The following is a 23,066-nucleotide window of genomic DNA, read 5'->3' on the forward strand; positions in this document are numbered from 1 at the left end:
GCCGCTGCGCGACCGACCCGCCACCAGCGGTTCCGGCGGCCGGGAATATCGGCTGCGGTTCAGTCCCGGGCCATGTCGGGTTCCCTCACCCGCCCACCTGGGCCCCTACGCTCCGGTCATGAGAGTCGCACTGGTCACCGAGTCCTTCCCGCCTCAGGTCAACGGCGTCGCCCGCTCCGTCGCGCGCGCCGCCGCCCACCTGGCCTCGCGCGGGATCGAACCGGTCGTCATCGCCCCCGCCCCCGGGCCCGGGCCCCGCCCGACCTTCGACTGGCCCGTCGTCCACGTCCCCTCCGTCAGCCTCCCCGCCTACCGGCACTTCCGCGCCGGCCTGGCCACCCGCGCCCTCGACGAGGCCCTGGACGCCCACCGGCCCGACGTCGTCCACCTCGCCAGCCCCTTCGGCTACACCGCCCGCGCCGCCGCCTGGGCCGAACGCCGCGGCGTCCCCGCCGTCGCCGTCTGGCAGACCGACCTGCCCGCCTACACCCGCGCCTACCACCTGACCGCGTTCGAACAGCTCGTGTGGCACCGCCTGCGCTCCATCCACTCCCGCGCCCGCGTCAACCTCGCCCTGTCCCAGTGCACCGCCGCAGCCCTCGCCGCCCAAGGCATCGGCGGCGTCGCCGTCCTGCCCCACGGCGTCGACACCGACCGCTTCCACCCCCGCTACCGCGACCAGACCCTCCACGACGCGCTCGCCGCCGACGGGGAACTCCTCGTCGGCTACGTCGGCCGCCTCGCCCGCGAGAAGCAGCTGCACTGGCTCACCGACCTCGCCGCCGCCCCCGGGATCCGCCTCGTCATCGCCGGCGACGGACCCCGCCGCCGCGCCCTGGAACGCGCGCTCCCGCAGGCGGCGTTCCTCGGCGCCCTCCACGGGACCGACCTGTCCCGCCTGTACGCCTCCCTCGACCTGTTCGTCCACACCGGACCGTACGAGACGTTCGGGCAGACCATCCAGGAAGCCCACGCCTCCGGCGTCCCGGTCGTGGCCGTCGACGCCGGCGGCGCGGCCGAACTGGTCGACCCCGGCGTCGACGGCACCCACTTCCCGCCCGGCGACCCCGCCGCGCTCGCCGCCACCGTGCAGGCCCTCGCCGACCGCGGCGACCTCCTGCGCCAATGGGGCGAACGCGGCCGCCGCAAAGTGCGGACGCGCACCTGGGAAGCCGAAGGCGACGCGCTCATCGCGCACTACGAGCGGGCGCTGGCACTCGGGCCCGCCCGAGGGCGGCTCGCCGCCGTCCCCACGGCTTGACGTACGACAACACGACCGCCCCCAGATAGATCGCCGAGGACACGATCGGAGCGGCCAGGATCTGCGAGTCGAGCACCTGCAGACTCGCCGGGTCGAGCGAGGCCGCGGTCGCGGCCAGGCCCGGCCGCAGCGAGAACACCGTCAGCGCGAACGCGATCGCCGTGGCCACCAGCTTGACCGCGACCCACGTGTACGCCAGGCTCCACTTGGTGCCCAGCATGAGGACGATCCCGCTGACCAGCGCGATGGCCCCGAACGGGATCGCGAGCGTCCCGGCGAGGGTCGACATGGCGGTCCCGGCCGCGTACTGCTCGGCCGGGGCCTGCGTGGTCGTGGCCCACACGCCGAGCACCAGCAGGCACAGGCTCAACCCGAGCCAGGCGACGGACGCGGCCACATGAACGATGATGACGGCCCGGTACGCCGGGCGGCGAAGCTTGAACATGCCCTTCACGATCGCCCCCGCCACCGCCCGGGCGCCTCCCCGCCAGAACGTATTCGCGCCTACGCGCCGACGCGCACTCCCGCGATACCCAAGGGGGAGACGGCCCCGGCGGCTCCCCCTCTGCGCCCCCCGACGTGGCCGCCCTCTCACCCCGGAACCGAAATACCGGCCCGCACCCGAACGTTGCCCCGCACATGTGGCACAGCGAGCAACTCGACCTCGACGCCTATCTCGCCTTCCTCCGCTACGAGGGCGACCGCACCCCCACCATGGCGACCCTGCGCGCCCTCCAACGCGCCCACGTCCTCACCGTCCGCTGGGACACGCTCGACAGCTTCCTCCACCGCCACGTGCGGCTCGACCTGCCCGCGCTGCAGGACAAGCTGCTGCGCCGCGGCCGCGGCGGTTACTGCTACGAGCACGTCGCGCTCTTCGCCGCCGCCCTGGAACGGCTCGGGTTCCGATTCACCGCCGTCTCAGGCCGGGTCCAGCTCGGCGCCGACTCCCGCCATCCGCGCCCGGCCACGCACGCGATGCTCCTGGTCGACCTGGACGGCGCGCGCTGGCTCATCGACGTCGGCTTCGGCGCCAGCCCCCTGGAGCCCATCGAACTCGTCGACGGCGCCCGGAGCGAGGCGGGACCGTGGCCGTACCTGCTGCGATGGCAGGACATCACCCACGGATCACCGGGCTGGGCCGTCCACCAGCGCGGGAACGGACCGGAAGGCTGGGAAGTGCGGCAGGTCTTCACCGAGAACCCGCAGTACCCCGTCGACTTCGCCGTCGGCAACCACTTCGTCGCCTCCAACGACCGCTCCCCGTTCGTCATCCGCCCGTACGTCCAACGGCTGCGCACCGACCGGTACGACACCCTCGACGCCCTCACCTGGACGACCGAACGCCCGGGCCGGGCCCCCAGCAAGGCGAACGTGCGACCGCACGAGGTCCCCAAGCTCCTCGACGACGTCTTCGGCATCCGCACCGACCCCGAGGAAGCCGACCTCCTGGTCCGCCGACTCACCGACCTGACCCCGTAGCCCCCGGGCACGACCGGGCCGCCGAACCGCGTCCGGCCGGATCTCCACCTGCACCACGGACGACACACCGCCTCGGGGCCTAACCCCACCCCCGATCGGGGGACCAGCGGCACTACCGACCGGTAACCCTCGGGCGTACCGTCGAACCATGGCACTGGCGACGATCACCGACACCAAACCCCGACTCCGCGGCTGGCTCCACCTCGGCGCGTTCCCCGCCGCCCTCATCGCCGGACTCATCCTCATCGGCACCGCGCCCACCGCCCCCGGCCGCCTCTCCACCGCGATCTACATCGCCACCTCGGTCACCCTCTTCGGCGTCTCCGCCCTCTACCACCGCACCAACCTCACCCCGCGCGCCACCACCTGGCTCAAACGCCTCGACCACGCCAACATCTACCTCATCATCGCCGGCACCTACACGCCCATCGCCGTCCTCGCCCTCGACGGCACCGCCCGCACCGCGCTCCTGACGGTCGTCTGGACCGGCGCCGCCGCCGGCGTCGCCTTCCGCACCCTCTGGGTCGGCGCCCCGCGCTGGCTGTACACGCCGCTGTACATCATCCTGGGCTGGGCCGCGATCTTCGCCGTCCCCGAGCTCATCGCCGGAGCCGGCGTCGCGGCGACGGTCCTGATCTTCACCGGCGGCGTCCTGTACACCGTCGGCGGCGTGATCTACGCGCTCAAGCGCCCGAACCCGTCGGTGCACTGGTTCGGCTTCCACGAGCTCTTCCACGCCTTCACGGTCGCGGCCTACGCGGCCCAGTTCGCCGCCGTCGCCATGGTGGTCGCCGCCGCCGCCTGACCGCCCGCCGGCCCCGCTGCGGCCGCCGGCCGACCCCTCGCCGACGTCGCCCGGGCCCGCGAGCCGCGCCGGCAGCGACTGCCGACCGGTTAGCATTGGGCCCCTACCGAGGAGGTCCCGATGAGCGACAGGCAGGCCCGGGGAGTCGACCGCCAGATCCAGGAAGCCGAAGCCCGCGGCGAGTTCGCGAACCTGCCCGGGGCCGGCAAACCCCTCCCCGGCATCGGCCAACCCCTCCATGAGGACTGGTGGCTGCGCCAGAAGACCACCCGCGAGAACATCGGCCTCGACGCCCTCCCGCCCGCGCTGCGGCTGGCCCGCGAACGCGAGGAACTGCCCGCCGCGCTCGACGCCCTCGACGACGAAGCGGCCGTGCGCGACGCGGTCGAGCGGCTCAACGCGCGCATCAGGCACGCCCTCATCGGCCCGATCGACGGCCCGCCCCTGCGCTTCGGCCTCATCGACGTGGACGCCGCGGTCGCCGCCTGGCGCGAACGCCGCGCCTAGCGGCCCCCGCCACATCAATTTGACAGTGCCTAGATCTGTGCCGCATCATGAACTTGACAATGTCAAGACATGCGCCGGGGGACCGGCGAGAAAGGCCCCACCGTGGTACCCGTCATCACCCTCACCGCCGCCACCCTCCTGGCCCGCCTCATCGGATTCCTCGGCGTCGACGCCCTCGACTGGCAGACCTCCCTGCGCATCGGCCTCGCCGCCATGTTCCTCCTCACCGGCACGGTCCACTTCGCGCCCGCATTCCGCGACGACATGACCAAGATGGTCCCGCCGAACCTGCCCCGCCCGGCCGCCCTGGTCGCCCTCACCGGCGTCCTCGAGATCGCCGGCGCCGTCGGCCTGCTCATCCCGGCCACCGCGACCGCCGCCGCCCTCTGCCTCGCACTCCTGCTCATCGCCATGTTCCCGGCGAACGTCTCCGCCGCCCGCCGCGGCATCCCGCTCGCCGGCAGACCCGCCACGCCGCTGGGCATCCGCACGGCCGAGCAGATCCTCTTCATCGGCCTGGCCGTCCTCGCCGCCCTCTGACCAAACCCCTTGCCGCCCCGACCGAGTCCTGCCAGACTGTCCCGATCCCACGAGAAAGGGGACCCGCGTGAACGGCACGCTCACCGACCTCGACGGCACCACCGTCTACGTCGTCGACACCGAAGGACCCGTCCTGGACCCCGACCCCCAGACGGTCCTGGACCTCCTCGGCGCCGCCCAGCACGCCGACTGGATCGCCGTCCCCGCCGCACGCCTCGATCCGGCCATGTTCGACCTCGCCACCCGCATGCTGGGGGAGTGGGCCCAGAAGTTCGTCAACTACCGCACCGGCTTCGCCGTCATCGGCGACCTGAGCGCCCACACCGACACCAGCTCCGCCCTGACCGCGTTCGTCTACGAGTCCAACCGCGGCCGCCACCTGCGCTTCACACCCGACCTCGACGCCTTCGCCGCCTCCCTGCCGGGACGCCGCTGACACACGGCGGGCCCCGAACCCACCCGGGTCCGGGGCCCACCGCACACGCCGTCACACCGAGGCCACCGGGCGCCCCAACGTCAAGTACGCGAACCCGAGCACGCCGCGGTGCCCGCGCAGCCACCAGTCGCGGTGCTGATCGGCGGCCTCGCGGACCTCCCGCGCCTTCGGATGATCCGGATGCGCCTGCAACCAGACCTCCTTGTCCGCCAAGTACTGCGACTCGAAGTCGTCCCACTCCGACTGCTCCACCGACTCCACCCGCAGCGGACGGAACCCCGTCGCCACGGCCACGTCCACCAGATCCGGCAGCAGCAGGAAGTCCTCGGCCGTCGTCCCCGGCCACATCGACGCCAACTCCGCCTCCGCGGGCACCCGATTCCAGATCCCATCGCCCAGCAACAGCCGCCCACCGGGCTTGACGAGCCGGTACAACGCCCGGATCGCGTCCGCGCCCGTCCCGAAAGCGTGCACCGCACCGATACAGATCACCAAGTCCGCCGGCGTCTCCCAGTCCCGGCCCTGGTACTCCACGAACTCGACCCGGTCGGCGATCCCGCGTTCGGCCGCGCCGGCACGGCCGCGTTCGAGCAGCTCGAGGTCCGCATCGATCCCGTACCCCTTCGCGCCCGGCACCCGGGCGACGACGCGCTGCAGCAGTTCGCCCCATCCGCAGCCGATGTCCACGATGACGCCCGGCTCGCCGGCGGCGCATTCGCCCACCTGCCGCTCGAACCGCCACGAGGCGATGGGGGAGTTGCAGTCCAGGAAGCCGAAACGCCTCGGCGCATCATGATCAGTCATCGCCCGCGACTCTAATGCCGCCGACCAGCGGCGGCAAGCCGATTACCGCTACCCTGAGCCCCGTGATCACCGTCCACGCATACGTCTACGCCCAGCCCCGACACCGCGACGCCTACCTCCAAGGCCTGCGCGCCCTCCAAGCCGCCACCCGCGCCCACGACCCCGGCTGCCTCCGCTACGAGTTCTGGCAGAGCATCGACGACCCCGACGCGTTCGTCTGCGTCGAGCAATGGACCGACAGGGACGCCCTCCAAGCCCACCTCGACGCCCCCCACCACGCCGCCGCCGACGCCGCCCTCGACGCCTACCGCGCCCGCCCCGCCGAGATCCAAGTCTTCGAATCCACCCCCATCAGCCTCTGATGTCCCACCCCGATGGCACACTCGCCCCCATGACCGACCTCAAGACCCACCTCCACCGCTACCTCCAAGCAGGCCGCGACGCCGTCCTGTGGAAACTCGAAGGCCTGGGGGAGTACGACGTCCGCCGGCCCCTCACCCCCACCGGCACCAACCTCCTCGGCCTGGTCAAACACCTCGCCAGCAACGAAGCCGGCTACTTCGGCGACGTCTTCGCCCGGCCCTTCCCCGAACCCATGCCCTGGGTCGACGACGCCGACGACTCCAACGCCGACATGTGGGCCGCACCCGACCAGTCCCGCGACTACATCACCGGCCTCTACCGGCAGGTCTGGGAACACGCCGACGCCACCATCCGCGACCTCGACCTCGACGCGACCGGCACCGTCCCGTGGTGGCCCACCGAACGCGCCACCGTCACCCTCGGGCAGATCATCGCCCACATGATCGCCGAGACCCACCGCCACGCCGGACACGCCGACATCACCCGCGAAGGCATCGACGGCGCCGTCGGCCTGCGCCAAGGCAACGACAACATGGCCCACAGCGACCAGCCCTCGCGCACCGCCTTCCGCGACCGCGTCGAACAAGCCGCCCGCGAAGCCGCCGGCATCTAAGACCCCGGGGACACCACACACCGAGGGCCCCGGCGACACCCGCCGAGGCCCTCGATCACCGAAACGGACAACACACGCGCACCAACGCGGGGGAGCAGGAGCCCTACGGCCGCTGCAGCCCCTCCAACCGCGCCTCGGCCGCCATCGCCCGCTCGCGCCACGACTCCAGCGCCGCACGACCCTCGGCACCGGCCGCCTCGGCCGCCTCCAACCGCGACGCCGACACCCGCTGCTCGGCGACCGCACCCGCCAACTCGGCCTGCGCCTGCGCCAACGCCGCCGCCTGCGAGGCCGCCTGCGCGCCCGCCTGCTCGGCGTCGCGACGCGCCACCGCCAGCTCGGCCACCAACGACTCCACCCGGGACCGCTCGGCGTCCCGCTCGCCCATGACCGCGAGCGTCCGCGACTCGGCCCGCTCCAACGCCGCCTCGCCGGCCCGCAGCGCCTCGGCGGCCTCGGCCGCCACCTGATCGGCCCGCACCCGGGCCGCCTCGGCCTCACCGCGCGCCGCAGCCGCCGCCTGCTCGGCCTCCTCACGCGTCACCACCGCCGCGTCCCGCTCCGCCACCGCCTGCTCGGCGACCGCGCGCTGCCGCGCCGCCGCCGCCTCAGCCGCCTCCTTCGCGTCGGCCGCTTCAGCGGCCATGCGCTGCGCTGCGGCCGCGTCCTCCCGGGCCGCCTCAGCCGTACGCACCGCCTCCAGCCGGGCCGCGACCGCCTCCTTCGCCCGCGCCTCAGCCGCCTCCAACGCCTCGGCCACGCGCTCGGCCTCGGTGCGCGCGGCCGCCAGCTCCTCACGCAGCGACTCGGCCCGGGCGGCGACCTCGTCCCGCTCGGCCCTGGCCGCGGCCACCGACGCCGCCGCGTCGGACCGCACCTCCGCCAGACGCGACTCCACTTCGGCCGGGTCGGTCTCGGCCCGCAGCGCCTCGGCGAGCGGCGCCAGCGCCGAGGTCATGGACTGCTCGATCTGCTCGTACAGCTCCTCGGCCCGCGCCAGCGCGCCTTCGAGGCCCGGCGTGGCCCGGCGCAGCTCGCGCTGGCGTTTGGCCTGGGCGGCGCAGTCGCCGTCGGCGCAGTACAGGCGCGGGCGTCCGCGTCCGGGCTGCTGCGGGATCGGCGTGCCGCAGCGCTTGCACAGCGTCACGCCCTTGCCGGGGTTCTTCGTCGTCGGGCCGGTGATCGTCTCTGGTTGCGTCATACCCACAACCTACCATTATTTATTTCCGTTTTTAATATTTAAATAATGGAAAAACAAGTGTGTCCCGCCCAGCAACATAACTCACGAGAAGTGCCGTTCCCGCAAGTAATGATGTGTTGGGCCCTGAGAGGGGCAAGCGCGGATCCGGGCCGGGTTCGGCGGGTCGGTGGCCCTATTGACGCGATCGAGCCGCTGAGCGGCCGCGGACGCGGCGGGTGAGTCGCGGGCTGGGCGCTCGCGGGCGCCGGGAACGCGGCGAGCCCGAGGGCGGGCACCGCGGGTCGGCCGAGAAGCTCGGACGAGGCCGGTGCCGCCTTCCCGAGTTCGGGTACTCGGGTCGGTAGTCGCCGCCAGGACGGCGGCGGATCGCAACAGTCCGCACGATGAAGGGAGCCCGCGATGGGTTCGAAGCTCAACCCCTATATCGCGTTCGACGGCAACGCACAGGAGGCGATGGAGTTCTACCACGGTGTGCTCGGCGGCGAGTTGGTCGTCAACACCTTCGGCGAGTCCGGTATCGAGGGCGAGGGCGCCGAGAAGGTGATGCATGCGCAGCTCACGACCGATGTGGGCTACACGCTCATGGCCTCGGACACGCCGCCGGGCACCGTGCACCGGCCCGGTCAGAACATCGCGATCAGCCTCAGCGGCGACGACGCCAACCATCTGCGCGCGTACTGGGACGGTCTGAGCGACGGCGGCGAGGTGACGATGCCGCTGGAGCAGCAGGTGTGGGGCGACGAGTACGGCTCCTTCGTCGACCGGTTCGGCATCGTGTGGATGGTGAACATCAACGGCACGTGAGCGATGACCGCCGAGCTCCCGAGCCGTGACGGCGATGCCGACGGTGGGTGAGGCCTGGGCCCCGCCCACCGTCGCTTGCGGGAATATCAGCGCGATCGCACGGCGCGAGGTCTCGGGCTGCTCCCCCGCGTCCGGTCACCGGCGCTAGTCGCGGGCGGTGCGTTCGTTGCCGAACTTGTAGGCGCCGGTCCAGCGGGCGCAGGCCTGCTGCGGGTCGCCGTGGGCGGCCTCGTCGAGGAACTTGGCGGCGCGGGCGCCGCGGAGGGTGGCGGCCGCGCGGCCGCGGTGGACGGTGCGGACGGTGCCGTCGGCGCGCTCGGTGTAGGCGAAGCCCGCGGGGGCGCTCATGCGGTCGCGCTGCGGCGGGCCTTCGCGGTGGCGAAGGCGGCGGCCGCGCCGCCGATGAAGCCGAACAGGTGGGCCTGCCAGGAGATGTGGGGCTGGGTCGGGAAGATGCCCCAGATCATGGAGCCGTAGACGAGGACGAGGAGGACGCCGATGAGGATGTCGCCGATGCGGCGCATGAAGATGCCGCGGGCCAGGAGGTAGCCGAAGAGGCCGAAGGCGATGCCGGAGGCGCCGACGGTGACCGATCCGGCCGGTGAGAGCAGCCAGACGCCCAGGCCGGAGGCGATGAGCGCGGTGGTGAGGGCGGCCCACATGCCGCCCCAGTCGCGGAGCGCGGCGACGGTGCCCATGACGGCGAGCGGGACCATGTTGGAGACGAGGTGGCCGGCGCCGGCGTGGAGGAAGGGCGCGGCGATGAGGCCGGGCAGGAGGCCTTCGAGGGTGCGCGGGGTGATGCCGAAGTGGGTGAGGTGGGCGGGGAGGATCCAGTCGGTGATGAGGACGAGCCACATGAGGGCGATGACGGCGCCCCAGAGGGTGAGGGCGCGGCGGAGGGGGTGCATCGGTCGCGGGGCGGCGGCGGGGGCGGTCATGCGGCTCCTTGTGCGGGGCGGGGTCCTTGTGGTGACAGGGTAGTCGGGTTCGGCGACTCGGGCGAGCGCGGCGGGTTCGGGGTCCGGATGGTAGGTTCCCCTGGTGGCACCTAGTCTGGTGAGTCGATTTTGTTTGTCGGTGGCCGCCGCGTGTGTGAGCGCGGGGCTGCTGGCCGGTTGCGGCGCGGACGGCGCCGCCGATGAAGGGGATGCGGACGAGATGGTGCAGATCAGTGAGGGCGTCGAGGTGTCGGTGTCCGAGGACACGGGTGCGAAGCCGGTGGTGACGGTGCCGGACGTGGCGGCGCCCGCGGGGTTGTTCACGTATGACGTGGTCGAGGGTGCGGGTGCTGAGGCGAAGGCCGGGGACGCGGTCGCGGTGCAGTACGCGGGGTTCAACTGGTCGGACGGCAAGGAGTTCGACGCGTCGTGGAACCGCGGGGCGCAGCCGTTCGAGGTGTCGCCGTTGGGTGCGGCGCCGGTGATCCAGGGCTGGAACGACGGTCTGATCGGGTCGCAGGTGGGCGACCGCCGGTTGATCGTGATCCCGCCGGAGCTCGGGTACGGCGCGCGGGGTGCCGGCGGTGTGATCGGGCCGAATGAGACGCTGGTGTTCGTGGTCGACGTGGTGTCGATCAACGGCCAGTCGTAGCGGGGTTTGCGGAGGGGCGTCGCGCTTTCGGGCGCGGCGCCCCTCCGTCGTGGTGTCAGGCGCCTCCGGCGATGGAGGGCAGGATCTGGAGGTCGTGGCCGTCGACGGGGGTGGCGAGGCCTTGGAGTCGGCGGCTTTCGTCGTCGCCGATGTAGATGTTGACGTAGCGGCGCAGGTGGCCGGCTTCGTCGCGCAGTCGCCTGCCCAGGCGGGGGTGGCGGGCGTCGATCTGGTCGAGGACGTCGGCGAGGGTGGCTCCGGGCGGGAGGTCGACGGTGAGGTGGCGGGCCCCGCCGCATTCGGAGGCGAGCGCGGCGGGGAGTTTGACGTCGATGGCGCCCATCAGGGGGTCTCCATGGCTCTGACGCAGAGGACGTCGGGGAGGTGGGCGGCGATGAGGCGCCACTCCCCTGTGCTGTCGTCGGCGGTCCAGACGTCGCCGCAGCGGGTGCCGAAGTACCAGCCGGGGTCGTCGGCGGCGGCGTCGGTGCAGGCGCCGTCGCGCATGACGGTGCCGTAGTAGGGCTCTTCGGGGAGGCCGGTGCCCCAGGGGGTCCAGGTCTCGCCGTTGTCGGTGGTGCGCCAGGCGCCGATGCGGTGGTCGGGCGGGGTGCGGTCCATGGATTCGCCGACGGGCCAGGCCATGACGGTGCCCGGTCGGGTGGGGTGGGCGACGATGGCGAATCCGAAGTTGGAGGGCAGGGTCGCGGAGATGTTCGTCCAGCCGCCGTCGGGTCGGGTGGCGCGGTAGGCGGGGCCGTGGCTTTGGGTGAAGAGGGTGCCGGCGGCGTCGCGGGTGACCTTGTGGATGCATTGGCCGGATTCGGGGGCTTCGTCGGGGCCGTAGTCGACGGTGATGCCTTGGGTGATGCCGGTCCAGGTCTTGCCGTCGTCGTGGGTCTGGTAGATCCCGCCCGAGGAGATGGCGACGGTGAGGGTGTCGGGGTCGGTGGGGTCGGGGACGATGGTGTGGACGGCGGGGCCGCCGGCGCCGGAGGCCCAGGTGGTGTGCTGGGGGTGGTCCCAGAGGGCCTGGTTGAACGTGAAGGTCTGGCCGCCGTCGTCGGAGGTCCACAGGCTGGTGGGTTCGACGCCGGCCCAGACGCGGTCGCCGGGGCCGAAGGCGAGTTGCCAGATGCGTTTGACGGTGTTGGTCTTGTCGGAGTCGGGTTGGTCGATGCCGGCGGTCTCGGAGAAGTCGAGGGGCCGGTACGGGAGGTCCTGCGGGAAGGCCATGGGGGTGTTCTGGGGTTCGGACCAGGTGGCGGCGTGGTCGTCGGAGTGCCAGATGCTGGGTCCGAAGAAGGTGTCGGCGCCGATGAGGACGCGGCCGGTGGCGGGGTCGCAGGCGGCGGCGTAGATCTCGGCGACGGCGGTGAAGCCGTCGTCGTCGAGTTTGACGGGGCCGTCGACGCTCCAGTGGGCGCGGTCGTCGCTGCGGGCGGTGAAGAGGCCTTTGCGGGTGCCGATGAGGACGAGGTAGGCCATGGCGGGCTCCTTTGCCGGTCGTGGTGGCTGTCGGTTCCCATCGTCGCGCCCGGGTGTGACGTTTTCAGGTCGTTTCGTGGTTTGCGCTGTTCAGGGCGGCCGTGATGTGGGCGGCGGTCTGGTCGGGGGTGCGGTGGGTGGTGTCGATGACGGTGGTCTCGGTGCTCATCCACTCCCCCAGTGCCCGTTCGTAGGCGTCGCGGTGGTCGAGGCGCCATTGTCGGGCGGCGGGTTCGTCGGTGTCGGCTTCGACGCGGGTGTGGAAGGCGTCGCGGTCGGCGTGGAGGGTGAACGCGTGCACGGGGATGTCGTGTCGGGCGAAGCCGTCCATGAGTTCGGTCCAGTAGTGGTGTTGGAGGACCGATTGCGGGATGACGAGGGTGCCGCCGACGAAGTCGAGGAGGTGGCGGGCGGTCTCGACGGTGAGGGCGCGCCAGGGGGGCCATTCCTTGAAGTCCTGGTGGGGGATGTCGCCGATGATGGGGCGCAGCAGGAAGCCGATGTGCTCGGCGTCGAACAGCCGGGCGGGGAGGGCGTCTTCGAGGAGGCGTGCGGTCGTGGTCTTGCCGGCGCCGAAGGCGCCGTTGAGCCATACGATCATCGTGGGAATCTAGCAGGACCGGCGGTGTCGCTCGGGCTTGGTTCGTGTTACGTTGCGAACATTCGGGCGCGGTGCTGCGCCTCCTGCCAGACTCGTGTCCCGTTAGGACGATGCCTCATGCGCGCCTCCCGTCTCGCCCTCGTGCTCCCCCTCGTGCTGTTGGCCGCCTGTGAGGACATGTCCGGCCTGGTCGACGAGGCCACTTCCGGTGTCGCGCCCGGGAGCGGGCCGCAGGCCTCCGGGGAGTTCAGCGAGACCGCCCCGTTCACCGTCGCCGTCGACCCGGCCGCGTTGACGGCGGACATCGAGGCGCTCGCGGTCGCCGAGGAACGCGACGAGGGCTATGACCGGTCGCTGTTCCCGCATTGGAGGGATGACGACGGCAACGGCTGCGATGCCCGCGACGACGTCTTGATCGCCCAGGACCGGTCCGGGAACCTGACGGAGGCCGACTGCGACGGCGCCATGACCGGGGAGTGGGTCTCGATGTACGACGCCGAGACGGTGACCGACTCCGGTGACATCGACATCGACCATTTCGTGCCGCTCAAGGAAGCCTGGGGCTCCGGGGCGGTGGACTGGACGACCGAGGACCGGCAGGCGTACGCGAACTGGCAGGAGAACGCCTGGCACTTGATCGCGGTGACCGCCTCCTCGAACCGGTCGAAGTCCGACAAGGACCCGGCGGAGTGGATGCCCGAGGACGAGACGGTCTGGTGCGCTTATGTGTGGGCGTGGGTCGAGGTCAAGACCGAATGGGACCTGAGCGTCGACGAGGCCGAGCGGGCGGCGCTGCTGGACTACGCCGCGAGGTGCTGACCGGGGAGCCGGGTCAGCCGAGTGTCAGCCACCTGAGGCCGTGCGCCTCTGCTCGGGCGCGTTCGGCGGCGGTGAACGCGCCCCGGCCCGTGGCCTTCGCGAGGAACGCCACCGCGTCCATGCCGAGGTCCGCTAGGGCGGTGCGGTGTTCGGGTCCGAGGAGGAGCGCGGTGAGGCGGTCGGCGGCTTCGGGGGTGGTCCAGCGGGGCCGGTCGAGGGCGTCGGCGAGGTCGATGCCGTGGACGGCGACTTCGACCACGCGGGTGGTGAGGAAGTCGGCGAGGGTCATGGGGTCGCCGTGGCGGGTGGTCACGCGGCGGCCGGTGGGTGCGGCGGCGCAGCGGGTGGCGACGCGCCGCCAGGTGGCCGTGAAGTCGGCGGCGACGGCGGCGCCTCCGGTGCGGGCGGCCAGGGCGGCCGAGTCGAGCCGGGCGTCGTTCTCCGCGGGTGAGAAGCGCTCGTCGGGTCGGTAGTACCCGGCCGCGTCCACCGTGGCGGTCTCGGGTTCGGGGGCGTCCAGCATGGTGTCGAGGCGGCCGACGGCCATGGTGATGTGGGCGGTCAGTGCGGCGGCGTCCCACGGTTCGCACCGTGTCGGCGCGGCCCAGTCGTCGGGGCCGAGTCCGGCCAGGACGGTCGCGAGTCGTTCGGATTCGGCGTTGAACGCTTCGAGGACGGCTGCCATCATGGACCGGAGCCTATGGCACTGATGCGAGGAGACGCCGGTGGCGTTCGCCGCTGTGGTCCGCCCCGTGATCGACCGGATCCACGTGGCCGTGCGCCTCGACGGTCGGCGCCGCCACCGGGCGGACGCGCATCGGGCGGCGTGGCGCGCGGCGGGACTCACGGTCGACCGGATCAGGGCCCTCCCCGAGGGGCCCGAGCGGGCGGCGATCGAGGCCGACACGGACCGGTGCGACGAGCCGGGCGGTGCGGTCCTGGACGCCGATGAGCGCCTGGAGCTGCTGGGCGGCCTCGGGGCGCTGGCCGACGGCCTGGCCCGGTGAGCGCTCGCGTAAGTTGCCTGGCATGAGTATTGAAGATTGGGAAGCGCGCGTGGCGGCGCTGTGGGAGCGGCTCGACGCGATGGACCGGGACGCGTTCGTCGCCGCGATGCGGGACCTGGCCGCCGAGCGCGGTCCCGACGATCCGGTGGCGCTGTTCGAGGTCGGCGGCGCGCACGATTCGACCGGGTACACCGAGATCGCCGTGGGCTACTACGAGCGGGCGATCGCGGCCGGGTTGAGCGGGGTGCGGCGGCGGCGCGTGTCGATCCAGATGGCCTCGTCCCTGCGCGAGACCGGGCGTCCCGAGGAGGCGCTCAAGGTCATCGAGGAGGAGCGGACGCGCGGGTCGGACGAGTACGACGACGCGCTGGCGATGTGCGAGGCGCTGACGCTCGCGAAGCTCGGCCGCGACCGCGAGGGCCTGTCGGTGGCGCTGATCGCGCTGGCGCCGCATCTGCCCCGGTATCAGCGGTCCACGGTGAACTACGCCCGCGGCCTGGTCGGTCTCGACCCGCTCCCTTAGCGCCGCAGGCGGGTCCGGCTGCCGTGGTCGGTGCCTCCGGTTTCTCGCGGTCCCCGGTGACGGCACCCGGGTCGGCGGGTGCGCGGGGTCCGGTCCGGTGCGGGTCGCGAGGCGGGTCGTTTCGTCGCGGCCAGTCGGGCGCGTCAGGCGTCGGCGGCCCGGTCGCAGGCGGTCTGGACGAGGGCCCGGCCGGCGTCTTTTCAGCGCACGTCGCGGTAGTACGCAATCTTCCCGGAGATGTAGTCGCGTTTGGCGGCGAGGTCGGCCATGCGCTCGTCGACGGCGACCCGGTGGGCCTCCAGGAGCGCGATGCGGTCGTCGATGGTGTGGTCGCCTTCGCGGACCAGGTGCGCGAAGCGGCACATCTGCTCCACGGGCATGCCGGTGTCGCGCAGGCATTTGAGGGTGCCGAGCCATTCGAGGTGGTCGTCGGTGAAGCGGCGCTGCCCGGTGGCGGTGCGCTCGACGGCGTCGATGAGGCCGATCCGCTCGTAGTAGCGCAGGGTGTCCATGGTGAATCCGGAGCGGCGCGCGCATTCGCCGATCGTGTAGGTCGATGCGGGAGAGACGTTGACTGCCACGAGAGACGAGGATACCTCACCGTTCCTGCCAGCGGGTTTGCGTTGGAGTCCACTCCAAGTCCTAGCGTCGGTCCCATCGGATCACGACGAGAGGAGACCCGTGATGGAACGGATCGCAATGGGACCGGACGGCATCGAGGTGTCGCGGCTGTGCCTGGGGGCGATGGCCCTGGGCGGGGTGCAGGACGAGGCGACGAGCTTCGCGATCCTGGACCGGTTCGTCGAACTGGGCGGCACGTTCATCGACACCGCCAACTGCTACATGTTCTGGATCCCCGGCGGCACCGGCGACGAGTCGGAGCTGCTGCTGGGGCGCTGGCTGGCCTCGCGCGGCAACCGCGACGACCTGGTCATCGCCACGAAGGTGGGGCGGCGCCCGTCGTTCCCCGGCGGCGGCCTGGAGCATTCCGAGCCGTTGACGCCCGAACGCATCGAGGCGGGGCTGGAGGAGTCGCTGCAGCGCCTGGGCACCGACCGGGTGGACCTGTTCTGGGCGCACCGCGACGACCGGGACACGCCACTGGAGACGACGGTGGCCGGGTTCGACGCGGTGGTGCGGGCGGGGAAGGCGCGCATGGTCGGGGCGTCGAACTACACGGCGTGGCGGGTCGAGCGGGCCCGCGCGATCGCCGCCGCCACGGGCGCGGCGGCGTACACGGCGATGCAGAACCGGTACTCGTACCTGCAGCCGCGCCCCGACACGGTCCTGCCCGAGGGCGGGCACGTCCACGCCGCGGCGACGGACCTGGACTATGTCGACCAGACCCCGGGCATGGCTCTGCTGGCGTACTCCTCGCTGCTGAGCGGGGCGTACACGAACCCGGCCAAGCCCCTCGGCGCGCACTACGCGCACCCGGGCACCGACGCGCGGCTCCAGGCCCTGGACGCGGTGGCCGCCCAGACGGGGGCGACCCGCAACCAGGTGGTGCTGGCGTGGCTGGCCGGGCAAGCGGCGCCGGTCGTCCCCCTGGTCGGGGTGTCGTCGGTGGCGCAGCTCGAAGAGGTCGCCGCCGGGCTCGACCTGAAGCTCGACGCCGAGCAGTGGCAGCGCCTGACCGACGCCGCCTGAGCGGCGACGGAGCCCCGACCGGGCGGTTCAGCCCAGGAAGCTGAGGCGGACCGTCCGGTCGGGGTTGTCGCGGTTGGTGTCGACCAGGAGCACCGACTGCCACGTGCCCAGGGCGATGCGGCCGGCGACGACCGGGAGGGTGGCGTGCGGGGCGATCAGCGCCGGCAGGACGTGGTCGCGCCCGTGCCCGGTCGAACCGTGCTGGTGACGCCACCGGTCGGTGCGCGGCAGAAGGTCGCCGAGGGCGTCGAGGAGGTCCTCGTCCGAGCCCGCGCCGGTCTCGATCACGGCGATCCCGGCCGTGGCGTGCGGGACGAACACGTTGAGCAGGCCCTCGCGGGCGCCGATGGACCCCAGGAACCGCTCGCACTCGCCGGTCAGGTCCTTGACGGCCTCGCGGCGCCCGGTATGGACGGCGAAGGTGTGGGTGTGGAACGCCGAGCTCATACCCGCGATCCTGCCATGCCGCCCGCGCCCGCGTGCGCCGGTCGCCGTCGGGCGCGTCGATTATCGTGGGGCGCACGTACACGAGCGTGTTGGAGGGTGAAGCGTTGGACGGTGCACTCCCGGCGATCCCGGGCCTCGACTGGAGCGACCGCACAGTGGTCGCCTCCCCGAACGCCGACCCCTACCGGGCCTATCTGGACTCGCTGGGGTCGGCCGAGTCGCGGCGGACGATGCGCGGGTGCCTCGACCGGATCGCGCAGCTGCTCTCGGGCGACCCCGAGACCACCGGCGAGGGCCAGCCGTGGCATCTGCTGCGCTACGAGCACACCTCGCGGCTGCGGGCGGCGATGATCGACGCGGGCTGGTCGGGCGCCTACGTCAACAAGCACCTCGCGGCCCTGCGGCGGGTCCTCAAGGAAGCCTGGCGGCTCGACCTGATGGCCGCCGAGGACTACCAGCGGGCGTGCGACCTGCAGCCGGTCAAGGCCACGCGGCTGCCGGTGGGGCAGCAGGTCGACGCCGAGGCCCTCGGCGCGGCCCTGTACGCGTGCGACGCCGACCCCGGCCCCGCCGGGGCCCGCGACGCCGCGGTCCTGGCGACCCTGTACTCCACCGGCTGCCGCCGCAGCGAGATCGCCTCGATGCGCCTGGCCGACTACGACCCGGCCGAGCGGTCCATCCGCATCGTCGGCAAGGGCAACAAGGAACGCGCCGTCTACGTCACCGAGGCCGCCCAGGCCCGCCTGGAGCGGTGGACGAAGGTCCGCGGCCTCACCCCCGGGGCCCTGTTCTGCCCGATCAACAAGGCCGGGAAGCTCCGCAAGTCCGGGAACCGGCTCGCGGGCATGACCGGCCAGGCCATCGCCGACCTGCTCACCAAGCGCCTGGTCGAGGCGGGCCAGCGCCGCCACACCCCGCACGACTTCCGCCGCACCTTCATCGGCGAGCTCCTCGACGCGGGCGTGGACCTGGCCATCACCCAGTCCCTGGTCGGGCACGCGTCCCCGGCGACGACGGCCCGCTACGACCGGCGCCCGGCGCGGCGCTCGCGCGAGGCGGTCGACCGCCTGCAGCTGCCCGAATCGTGATGTCGATTTCTGGCTAGCCGTTGTCGGGGGCGGGGGCCATGCTTAGGGCATGGACTTCCACGCGATCATCGGCGACCAGGAGCGGCTCCAGGCCGCCGTCGCCGGGCGGGACGCCAGGTTCGACGGCTGGGTGTTCCTGGCCGTCACCTCGACCCGCATCTACTGCCGGCCCTCGTGCCCGGCGGTGAAACCCAAACGGGAGCACCAGCGGTTCTACCCCTCGGCGGCCGCGGCGCAGGAGGCCGGGTACCGGGCCTGCAAGCGCTGCCGCCCCGACGCCTCCCCCGGCTCCCCGGCCTGGGACTGGCGCTCGGACGTGTGCGCCCGCGCCATGCGGCTCATCGGCGAAGGCGTCGTCGACCGCGAAGGCGCCGCCGGGCTCGCCCGCCGCCTGGGGTACTCGCTGCGGCAGCTGGAGCGGCTTCTGATCGCCGAAGTCGGCGCCGGCCCCGCGGCGCTGGCCCGCGCCCAGCGCGCGCAGTGCGCCCGCACCTTGATCGAGTCGACCGACCTGCCGATGGGACAGGTCGCGTTCGCGGCCGGGTTCGCCTCGATCCGCGCGTTCAACCGCGTCGTCGCCGAGGTCTTCGCCTGCTCCCCCACCGAACTGCGCACCAAGGCCAAAGGCGTCCCGGCGGGGGGCGGGGCGATCACCCTGCGCCTGGCCTACCGGGAGCCGTTCGAGCCCTCGAACCTGTTCGGGCACCTCGCCGCCGCCGGCGCCCCCGGCGTGGAGGAGTGGCGCGAGGGCGCCTACCGGCGGACCCTGCGCCTGCCCCACGGCCCCGGCACCGCCGCGCTGCGGCCGGGCCCGGGCTATGTGGAGTGCCGCCTGCGGGTGGCGGACCTGCGGGACGTGACCGCCGCGGTCGCCCGCTGCCGCCGCGCCCTCGACCTGGACGCCGACCCGCACGCCCCCATGGAGGCCCTCGCCGCCGACCCGGTGCTGGCGCCGCTGGTGGCCAAGACCCCGGGCCGGCGGGTCCCGCGCAAGGCCGACGGCCCCGAGTACGCGATCCGGGCCGTGATCGGCCAGCAGATCGCCACCGCCTCGGCGGCGACGGTGGCCGCGCGGCTGGCCGAACGCTACGGCGAACCCGTGGAGGACCCCGACGGGGGCCTGACGCGGCTGTTCCCCTCGCCGGAGGCCCTCGCCGAGGCCGACCCGGCGCATCTGCCGATGCCCGGCAGGCGCAAGGCCACGCTGGTCGCGCTCGCCCGGGCGCTCGCCGAGGGCGCGGTCGACGTCGGGCCGGGCGCGGACTGGGGCCGGGCCCGCGAGGCCCTCGCCGCCGTGCCGGGGGTGGGGCCGTGGACGATCGAGATGATCGCGATGCGGGCCCTGGGCGACCCGGACGCGTTCCCGGTGAAGGACCTGGGGGTCCTCAAGGGCGCGGCGCGCCTGGACCTGGGGGCGGGGCGGGCGCTGGAGGCGCGCTCGCAGGCGTGGCGGCCGTGGCGGGCGTACGCGGTGCAGTACTTGTGGGCCTCCAGTGAGCATCCGACGAACAACGTCCCGCAGGACGTACCGGTGAACGACGAGAAGGTGAGTGTGTGATGCATTCGAGTGCGCGGCATCTGACGATGGAGTCCCCGCTGGGGCGGCTGGCGGTCGCGGCCGTCGACGAGGGCCTGACCTATGTCCACATGGGCGTGGAGGAGGTCGAGGAGACGTGGGGGCCCGAGGAGCCCACGCCGGTGCTGGAGGCCGCGGTCGACCAGTTGAGCGCGTACTTCGCCGGTGACCTGAAGGAGTTCGATCTGCCGTTGGCGCCGGTGGGGACGGCGTTCCAGCGGCGGGTGTGGGCCGAGCTGGCCAAGATCCCCTACGGCGAGACGTGCTCCTACCTGGAGGTGGCGGAGCGGATCGGGGACCGCAAGGCCGTGCGGGCGGTGGGGTTGGCCAACGGGCGCAATCCGATCGCGATCGTGGTCCCCTGCCATCGGGTGATCGGCGCGAACGGGAGGCTCACCGGCTACGCGGGCGGCCTGTGGCGCAAGGAGCGGCTGCTGTCGCTGGAGCGCGGCGAACCGGCGCTGTTCCTCTAGAGCAGGGTGACGGTGAGGCGGACGGTGACGGTGTCCTCGTCGATGACGATGCTGGCGGCGTAGCAGGCCTCGGCGGTGCATCCGGCCGGGATGACCCCCGAGGCGGTGCCGGCGGGGGTCGTCCCGGCCAGGAGCGGGGTGTCCATGGCGTTGGCGGTGAGGAAGTCGTCGAAGGCGTCGGCGGGGACGTCGAGGGTGATCTCGGCGCGGTCGCCGGGGTTGGGCGACTGCATCTGGGCCAGGTCGGCTTCGAGGACCGCGGTGCCCTCGGGCAGGTCCAGGCGGGTCGCTTCGCTGACGCTCGCGGCGCTGGGCTGCGGCCCGCCCTCCAGGGCCCAGGCGACGGCCCCGACCGCGCCGATGAGTCCGGCGAGGACGGTCGTGAGCCAGGCGGCGGCGACCAGGGCGCGGCGGCCTGTGGGGGTCGGCGGGGAGACCATGGCCGCGACCCTACCCGAGCCGGACGCGTGCCCGGTTCGTATACGCCGGAGCGGTGTTACAGGCCGCTGACGGTCGCGGGGGCCCGCTCGGACCGGGCCAGGGCCCGCACGAGCGCGGCCTGCCCGTGGCGGTCCGCCGCGAGACGAGCGAGAATGCCGGCGGCGACTGCGAACGAGTCCTGGTCGAACACGGGAGTGTCGACCCCGACGGACACGGCGAGGTCGTCGGCGTGGACGACCAGCTCCATGATGCGGGTGCGCAGGAAGTCGCCGAGCGTCACCGCATACGGCCAGCGCGGGTTGCCGGACACGAGGCCCGGGGAGCGTCCGGGCAGGGCGGCTTCGAGTTCGGTGAGCGCGGCGGCGGCTTCGGCGAGGACGGCGGCGTACCCGGCTGCGGCGGCGCGCTCCCCGCCGGAGCGGATGCCGGTGTTGTAGTCGTTGTCGATGTCGGCCCCGACCCAGGCGGCCCGGGCGTAGTGCTCGTACAGGCCGATCCGTTCCTTGCCGGTGTGGTCGGCGTCGAGGGCGGCGGCGACGGAGGTGACCTGCTGGGCGAGGTGGGCCGCCAGGCCGCCGACGGTGAAGCCCTCGAGGGCGGAGGGCCGGTCCCAGGAGGCGCCGACGGCCTCGTGGGCGAGCAGGTCGAGGCCGGTGCGGGCGGCGGCGATGTAACAGGTGCGGATCACGGTCGGGGGCTCCTAGCGCATGCTCACGTGGACGTGGTTGGTGTGGTCGGAGGCGGGGTCGCCGCCGGCGCCGGAGTAGGACCGCCATCCGCTGGAGGGGGACCAGAACTGGCGGTACCAGATGACGTATTCGACCCCGAGGGTGTCGGCGTGGTTGACGTACCAGGCGGCGAGGCGGTCGCCGTAGGCCTTGTCGTCGCCGGAGGCGTCGCTGTTCTCGAACCCCGAGGAGAAGGCCGCCCAGTCGCAGGCGCGGCCCTTGGGGTGCTCGCCGCCGCCGCCGGAGCGGTAGCAGGACACGTAGCGGTCGAAGCCGGCCTCGATGGTCTCGTTGTACATGTGCAGGGTGCGGGGGGTGAGGCACCCGGAGGTGGTGGGGTCGTCCTCGGTGCAGCCTTCGCCGCCGGCGCTGCCGTAGGACTCCGGGGCGATCGCGCCGCCGTCGGAGCCGGGCCCGGCCGCCACTTCGGCGCGCAGTTCCTCGAGCTGCTCTTCGAGGTCGTCGGCGGCTTCCTCGGCGGCGGCGAGCGCGGTCTCGGCGGCCTCGACTTCGGCGGCGTGGGCGGCGCGCTGCGCTTCGAGCTCTTCGAGGATGACGCCGGCGTCGGCCAGGAGCGCGGCCCGTTCGTTGCCGAGGAACCCGCTGTAGGTCATCGCGTCGATGAGGTCGTCGCCGTTCTCGGAGGAGAGGAGCGCGTTGGTGGTCTGCAGGTCGCCTTCGGTGTGGAGGTAGACCGCGTAGTCGTTGAGGGCGGTCTTGAGCTCGTCGAACCGCGCCTGGGTCTCGGCGATCTCGGTCTCCAGTTCGGCGGCGCGGCCGTTGGCGGCCTCGACCGCCTCTTCGGCGTCGGCGACGGCGTCGATGGCCGCGGCGAGGTCGGCTTCGAGGGTCTCCTCGTCGGGTTCGGCCGCCGCGGGGGCGGGCAGGAACGCGATGAGTGCGATGAGGAGTACGGCGGGGAGGATCTTGGTGCGCACGGGTGGTCGGCCTGGCTTTCCGGGCGGGTTCGGGCGGCCTGAGGGAGGCCGCGGGGTTTACAGGTCGAGGTCGATCACGACGGGGGCGTGGTCGGAGGCGCCTTTGCCTTTGCGTTCGTTGCGGTCGACGAAGGCGTCGGTGACCGCCGCCTGGAAGGCGGGGTTGGCCAGAGCCAGGTCGATGCGCATGCCGCGGTTCTTGGGGAAGTCGAGGTTGCGGTAGTCCCAGAACGTGAACGGCTGGTCGTATTTGAGGGCGCGGGGGTGGACGTCGGCGAGGCCGGCGGCTTTGACCGCGTCGAGGGCGTCGCGTTCGGCCTGGGTGACGTGGGTGGTGCCGGGCCAGGCGTCCGCGTCCCAGACGTCGTCGTCGGTGGGGCAGATGTTGTAGTCGCCCATGGCCGCGAACGGCAGGTCTCCGGCCGCGTCGGCCCGGGCGTCGGCGGCCAGCGCCTTGAGGAACGCCAGCTTGTACGCGAAGTGCGGGTCGTCGACGTCGCGGCCGTTGGGCACGTAGAGGCTCTGGACGCGCAGGGGCCCGCAGGTGGCGGTGATGGCGCGCGGTTCGGTCTCGCCGTTGAACGCGGGCTGGTCGGCGATGCCGCGGCGGACGTCGCTCAGGCCCACGCGGGAGAGGATCGCGACGCCGTTCCAGCGGCCCAGCCCCCAGGAGGCGGTCTCGTAGCCGGCGGCGGCGAGCGCGTCGAGGGGGACGTCGGCGTCGGCGCATTTGAGCTCTTGGAGGCACACCACGTCGGGCTCGTGGCTGGCGAGCCAGGCCAGGAGCCTCTCGAGGCGTGCTTTGAGCGAGTTGATGTTCCACGTGGCCACGCGCATGGGCCTCACGATACCCGCCGCTCTCGGCGGTGTCGCCGGAC

32 protein-coding genes are annotated in these 23,066 nt (G+C 72.8%); 17 read left to right on the forward strand and 15 right to left on the reverse strand.

The annotated features are described in order from the left end of the window. The first annotated feature begins 118 nt into the window (after positions 1 to 118). Positions 119 to 1,261 (forward strand): glycosyltransferase, encoded by a 1,143-nt coding sequence (locus tag K3N28_RS09170; protein WP_228092192.1) that lies wholly within the window; start codon positions 119 to 121, stop codon positions 1,259 to 1,261. On the opposite strand, the gene K3N28_RS09175 is transcribed toward K3N28_RS09170, so the two are convergent. Next, positions 1,188 to 1,706: a hypothetical protein gene (locus K3N28_RS09175; RefSeq protein ID WP_228092193.1), complete on the reverse strand. Its 519-nt coding sequence runs from the start codon at positions 1,704 to 1,706 to the stop codon at positions 1,188 to 1,190. The genes K3N28_RS09170 and K3N28_RS09175 overlap by 74 nt on opposite strands. A 194-nt stretch (positions 1,707 to 1,900) precedes the next feature. Here K3N28_RS09175 and K3N28_RS09180 point away from each other — a divergent pair, with 194 nt between their 5' ends. From K3N28_RS09180 to K3N28_RS09200, 5 genes are all read left to right on the forward strand, one after another. Further along, on the forward strand, positions 1,901 to 2,743 hold the full coding sequence (locus tag K3N28_RS09180) for an arylamine N-acetyltransferase (protein WP_228092194.1): 843 nt from the start codon (positions 1,901 to 1,903) through the stop codon (positions 2,741 to 2,743). Between the two features lie 148 nt (positions 2,744 to 2,891). Further along, positions 2,892 to 3,548, forward strand: a complete 657-nt coding sequence (locus K3N28_RS09185; protein WP_228092195.1) for a hemolysin III family protein — start codon at positions 2,892 to 2,894, stop codon at positions 3,546 to 3,548. A 120-nt stretch (positions 3,549 to 3,668) separates the two neighbouring features. Next, positions 3,669 to 4,055, forward strand: coding sequence for a DUF1992 domain-containing protein (locus K3N28_RS09190; RefSeq protein WP_228092196.1), 387 nt, complete (start codon positions 3,669 to 3,671; stop codon positions 4,053 to 4,055). A 69-nt stretch (positions 4,056 to 4,124) separates the two neighbouring features. Further along, positions 4,125 to 4,595 carry a DoxX family protein gene (locus K3N28_RS09195; RefSeq protein ID WP_228092197.1) on the forward strand — a complete coding sequence of 157 codons (471 nt, stop codon included), beginning with the start codon at positions 4,125 to 4,127 and terminating at the stop codon, positions 4,593 to 4,595. Between the two features lie 67 nt (positions 4,596 to 4,662). Beyond that, positions 4,663 to 5,031 (forward strand): DUF4180 domain-containing protein, encoded by a 369-nt coding sequence (locus K3N28_RS09200; RefSeq protein ID WP_228092198.1) that lies wholly within the window; start codon positions 4,663 to 4,665, stop codon positions 5,029 to 5,031. 51 nt (positions 5,032 to 5,082) lie between these two features. Here the strand turns inward: K3N28_RS09200 and K3N28_RS09205 are convergent, their stop codons facing one another. Further along, positions 5,083 to 5,835, reverse strand: coding sequence for a cyclopropane-fatty-acyl-phospholipid synthase family protein (locus tag K3N28_RS09205; RefSeq protein WP_228092199.1), 753 nt, complete (start codon positions 5,833 to 5,835; stop codon positions 5,083 to 5,085). Positions 5,836 to 5,897: 62 nt separating this feature from the next. Between K3N28_RS09205 and K3N28_RS09210 the strand changes: the two genes are divergently transcribed. Further along, positions 5,898 to 6,197: a putative quinol monooxygenase gene (locus tag K3N28_RS09210; RefSeq protein WP_228092200.1), complete on the forward strand. Its 300-nt coding sequence runs from the start codon at positions 5,898 to 5,900 to the stop codon at positions 6,195 to 6,197. Between the two features lie 29 nt (positions 6,198 to 6,226). After that, positions 6,227 to 6,811 (forward strand): DinB family protein, encoded by a 585-nt coding sequence (locus K3N28_RS09215; RefSeq protein ID WP_228092201.1) that lies wholly within the window; start codon positions 6,227 to 6,229, stop codon positions 6,809 to 6,811. A 103-nt stretch (positions 6,812 to 6,914) separates the two neighbouring features. Here K3N28_RS09215 and K3N28_RS09220 read toward each other — a convergent pair whose 3' ends face one another. Then, on the reverse strand, positions 6,915 to 8,012 hold the full coding sequence (locus tag K3N28_RS09220; RefSeq protein WP_228092202.1) for a hypothetical protein: 1,098 nt from the start codon (positions 8,010 to 8,012) through the stop codon (positions 6,915 to 6,917). 399 nt (positions 8,013 to 8,411) lie between these two features. Between K3N28_RS09220 and K3N28_RS09225 the strand changes: the two genes are divergently transcribed. After that, positions 8,412 to 8,816, forward strand: coding sequence for a VOC family protein (locus K3N28_RS09225; protein ID WP_228092203.1), 405 nt, complete (start codon positions 8,412 to 8,414; stop codon positions 8,814 to 8,816). A 144-nt stretch (positions 8,817 to 8,960) separates the two neighbouring features. On the opposite strand, the gene K3N28_RS09230 is transcribed toward K3N28_RS09225, so the two are convergent. Both K3N28_RS09230 and K3N28_RS09235 read right to left on the reverse strand, forming a co-directional pair. Beyond that, positions 8,961 to 9,164 (reverse strand): hypothetical protein, encoded by a 204-nt coding sequence (locus K3N28_RS09230; RefSeq protein WP_228092204.1) that lies wholly within the window; start codon positions 9,162 to 9,164, stop codon positions 8,961 to 8,963. Further along, positions 9,161 to 9,757: a rhomboid family intramembrane serine protease gene (locus K3N28_RS09235; protein ID WP_228092205.1), complete on the reverse strand. Its 597-nt coding sequence runs from the start codon at positions 9,755 to 9,757 to the stop codon at positions 9,161 to 9,163. The genes K3N28_RS09230 and K3N28_RS09235 overlap by 4 nt, the downstream gene beginning before the upstream one ends. A gap of 103 nt (positions 9,758 to 9,860) precedes the next feature. On the opposite strand from K3N28_RS09235, the gene K3N28_RS09240 reads away from it, so the two are divergent. Beyond that, positions 9,861 to 10,409, forward strand: a complete 549-nt coding sequence (locus K3N28_RS09240) for an FKBP-type peptidyl-prolyl cis-trans isomerase (protein ID WP_228092206.1) — start codon at positions 9,861 to 9,863, stop codon at positions 10,407 to 10,409. Between the two features lie 55 nt (positions 10,410 to 10,464). Here the strand turns inward: K3N28_RS09240 and K3N28_RS09245 are convergent, their stop codons facing one another. The 3 genes from K3N28_RS09245 to K3N28_RS09255 form a co-directional block, all read right to left on the reverse strand. Further along, entirely contained in the window at positions 10,465 to 10,752 is a 288-nt protein-coding gene (locus K3N28_RS09245) for a MoaD/ThiS family protein (protein ID WP_228092207.1), read from the reverse strand. Continuing rightward, positions 10,752 to 11,897, reverse strand: coding sequence for a sialidase family protein (locus tag K3N28_RS09250; protein WP_228092208.1), 1,146 nt, complete (start codon positions 11,895 to 11,897; stop codon positions 10,752 to 10,754). The genes K3N28_RS09245 and K3N28_RS09250 overlap by 1 nt, the downstream gene beginning before the upstream one ends. Before the next feature lie 64 nt (positions 11,898 to 11,961). Next, positions 11,962 to 12,498, reverse strand: a complete 537-nt coding sequence (locus K3N28_RS09255) for an AAA family ATPase (RefSeq protein ID WP_228092209.1) — start codon at positions 12,496 to 12,498, stop codon at positions 11,962 to 11,964. Between the two features lie 117 nt (positions 12,499 to 12,615). On the opposite strand from K3N28_RS09255, the gene K3N28_RS09260 reads away from it, so the two are divergent. Next, on the forward strand, positions 12,616 to 13,317 hold the full coding sequence (locus K3N28_RS09260) for an HNH endonuclease family protein (RefSeq protein WP_228092210.1): 702 nt from the start codon (positions 12,616 to 12,618) through the stop codon (positions 13,315 to 13,317). Positions 13,318 to 13,330: 13 nt separating this feature from the next. Here the strand turns inward: K3N28_RS09260 and K3N28_RS09265 are convergent, their stop codons facing one another. Then, positions 13,331 to 14,005, reverse strand: coding sequence for a maleylpyruvate isomerase N-terminal domain-containing protein (locus tag K3N28_RS09265; protein ID WP_228092211.1), 675 nt, complete (start codon positions 14,003 to 14,005; stop codon positions 13,331 to 13,333). A gap of 37 nt (positions 14,006 to 14,042) precedes the next feature. Here K3N28_RS09265 and K3N28_RS09270 point away from each other — a divergent pair, with 37 nt between their 5' ends. Then, positions 14,043 to 14,324, forward strand: a complete 282-nt coding sequence (locus K3N28_RS09270) for a hypothetical protein (RefSeq protein ID WP_228092212.1) — start codon at positions 14,043 to 14,045, stop codon at positions 14,322 to 14,324. A gap of 22 nt (positions 14,325 to 14,346) precedes the next feature. Beyond that, a complete protein-coding gene (locus K3N28_RS09275; protein WP_228092213.1) occupies positions 14,347 to 14,847 on the forward strand; it encodes a tetratricopeptide repeat protein in 501 nt (166 codons plus the stop codon). A 200-nt stretch (positions 14,848 to 15,047) separates the two neighbouring features. On the opposite strand, the gene K3N28_RS09280 is transcribed toward K3N28_RS09275, so the two are convergent. Beyond that, positions 15,048 to 15,428, reverse strand: coding sequence for a MerR family transcriptional regulator (locus K3N28_RS09280; RefSeq protein ID WP_228092214.1), 381 nt, complete (start codon positions 15,426 to 15,428; stop codon positions 15,048 to 15,050). 103 nt (positions 15,429 to 15,531) lie between these two features. Between K3N28_RS09280 and K3N28_RS09285 the strand changes: the two genes are divergently transcribed. Further along, positions 15,532 to 16,497 carry an aldo/keto reductase gene (locus tag K3N28_RS09285; RefSeq protein ID WP_228092215.1) on the forward strand — a complete coding sequence of 322 codons (966 nt, stop codon included), beginning with the start codon at positions 15,532 to 15,534 and terminating at the stop codon, positions 16,495 to 16,497. A 27-nt stretch (positions 16,498 to 16,524) separates the two neighbouring features. On the opposite strand, the gene K3N28_RS09290 is transcribed toward K3N28_RS09285, so the two are convergent. Further along, positions 16,525 to 16,944: a secondary thiamine-phosphate synthase enzyme YjbQ gene (locus K3N28_RS09290; RefSeq protein ID WP_228092216.1), complete on the reverse strand. Its 420-nt coding sequence runs from the start codon at positions 16,942 to 16,944 to the stop codon at positions 16,525 to 16,527. Positions 16,945 to 17,048: 104 nt separating this feature from the next. Here K3N28_RS09290 and K3N28_RS09295 point away from each other — a divergent pair, with 104 nt between their 5' ends. Genes K3N28_RS09295 through K3N28_RS09305 form a run of 3 tightly spaced genes read left to right on the forward strand, consistent with a single transcriptional unit; the run spans position 17,049 to position 20,081 of the window. Then, positions 17,049 to 18,032, forward strand: coding sequence for a tyrosine-type recombinase/integrase (locus tag K3N28_RS09295; protein ID WP_228092217.1), 984 nt, complete (start codon positions 17,049 to 17,051; stop codon positions 18,030 to 18,032). 49 nt (positions 18,033 to 18,081) lie between these two features. Continuing rightward, complete coding sequence (locus K3N28_RS09300; protein WP_228092218.1) at positions 18,082 to 19,590, forward strand: DNA-3-methyladenine glycosylase 2 family protein; 1,509 nt, start codon at positions 18,082 to 18,084, stop codon at positions 19,588 to 19,590. Next, positions 19,590 to 20,081, forward strand: a complete 492-nt coding sequence (locus K3N28_RS09305) for a methylated-DNA--[protein]-cysteine S-methyltransferase (RefSeq protein ID WP_228092219.1) — start codon at positions 19,590 to 19,592, stop codon at positions 20,079 to 20,081. Before K3N28_RS09300 ends, K3N28_RS09305 begins: the two co-directional genes overlap by 1 nt. On the opposite strand, the gene K3N28_RS09310 is transcribed toward K3N28_RS09305, so the two are convergent. From K3N28_RS09310 to K3N28_RS09325, 4 genes are read right to left on the reverse strand one after another with little or no spacing between them, the layout of a single operon-like run. Continuing rightward, positions 20,078 to 20,521 (reverse strand): hypothetical protein, encoded by a 444-nt coding sequence (locus tag K3N28_RS09310; protein ID WP_228092220.1) that lies wholly within the window; start codon positions 20,519 to 20,521, stop codon positions 20,078 to 20,080. The two genes, K3N28_RS09305 and K3N28_RS09310, sit on opposite strands and share 4 nt — an antisense overlap. Before the next feature lie 56 nt (positions 20,522 to 20,577). Then, positions 20,578 to 21,210, reverse strand: coding sequence for a maleylpyruvate isomerase N-terminal domain-containing protein (locus tag K3N28_RS09315; protein ID WP_228092221.1), 633 nt, complete (start codon positions 21,208 to 21,210; stop codon positions 20,578 to 20,580). A gap of 12 nt (positions 21,211 to 21,222) precedes the next feature. Next, entirely contained in the window at positions 21,223 to 22,188 is a 966-nt protein-coding gene (locus K3N28_RS09320; protein ID WP_228092222.1) for a hypothetical protein, read from the reverse strand. A gap of 57 nt (positions 22,189 to 22,245) precedes the next feature. Further along, positions 22,246 to 23,025 carry an exodeoxyribonuclease III gene (locus K3N28_RS09325; protein ID WP_228092223.1) on the reverse strand — a complete coding sequence of 260 codons (780 nt, stop codon included), beginning with the start codon at positions 23,023 to 23,025 and terminating at the stop codon, positions 22,246 to 22,248. Positions 23,026 to 23,066: the final 41 nt, after the last annotated feature.

The sequence above is a fragment of the Glycomyces sp. TRM65418 genome (genome assembly GCF_019710475.1).
In the GTDB taxonomy this organism is placed as follows: domain Bacteria; phylum Actinomycetota; class Actinomycetes; order Mycobacteriales; family Micromonosporaceae; genus Glycomyces.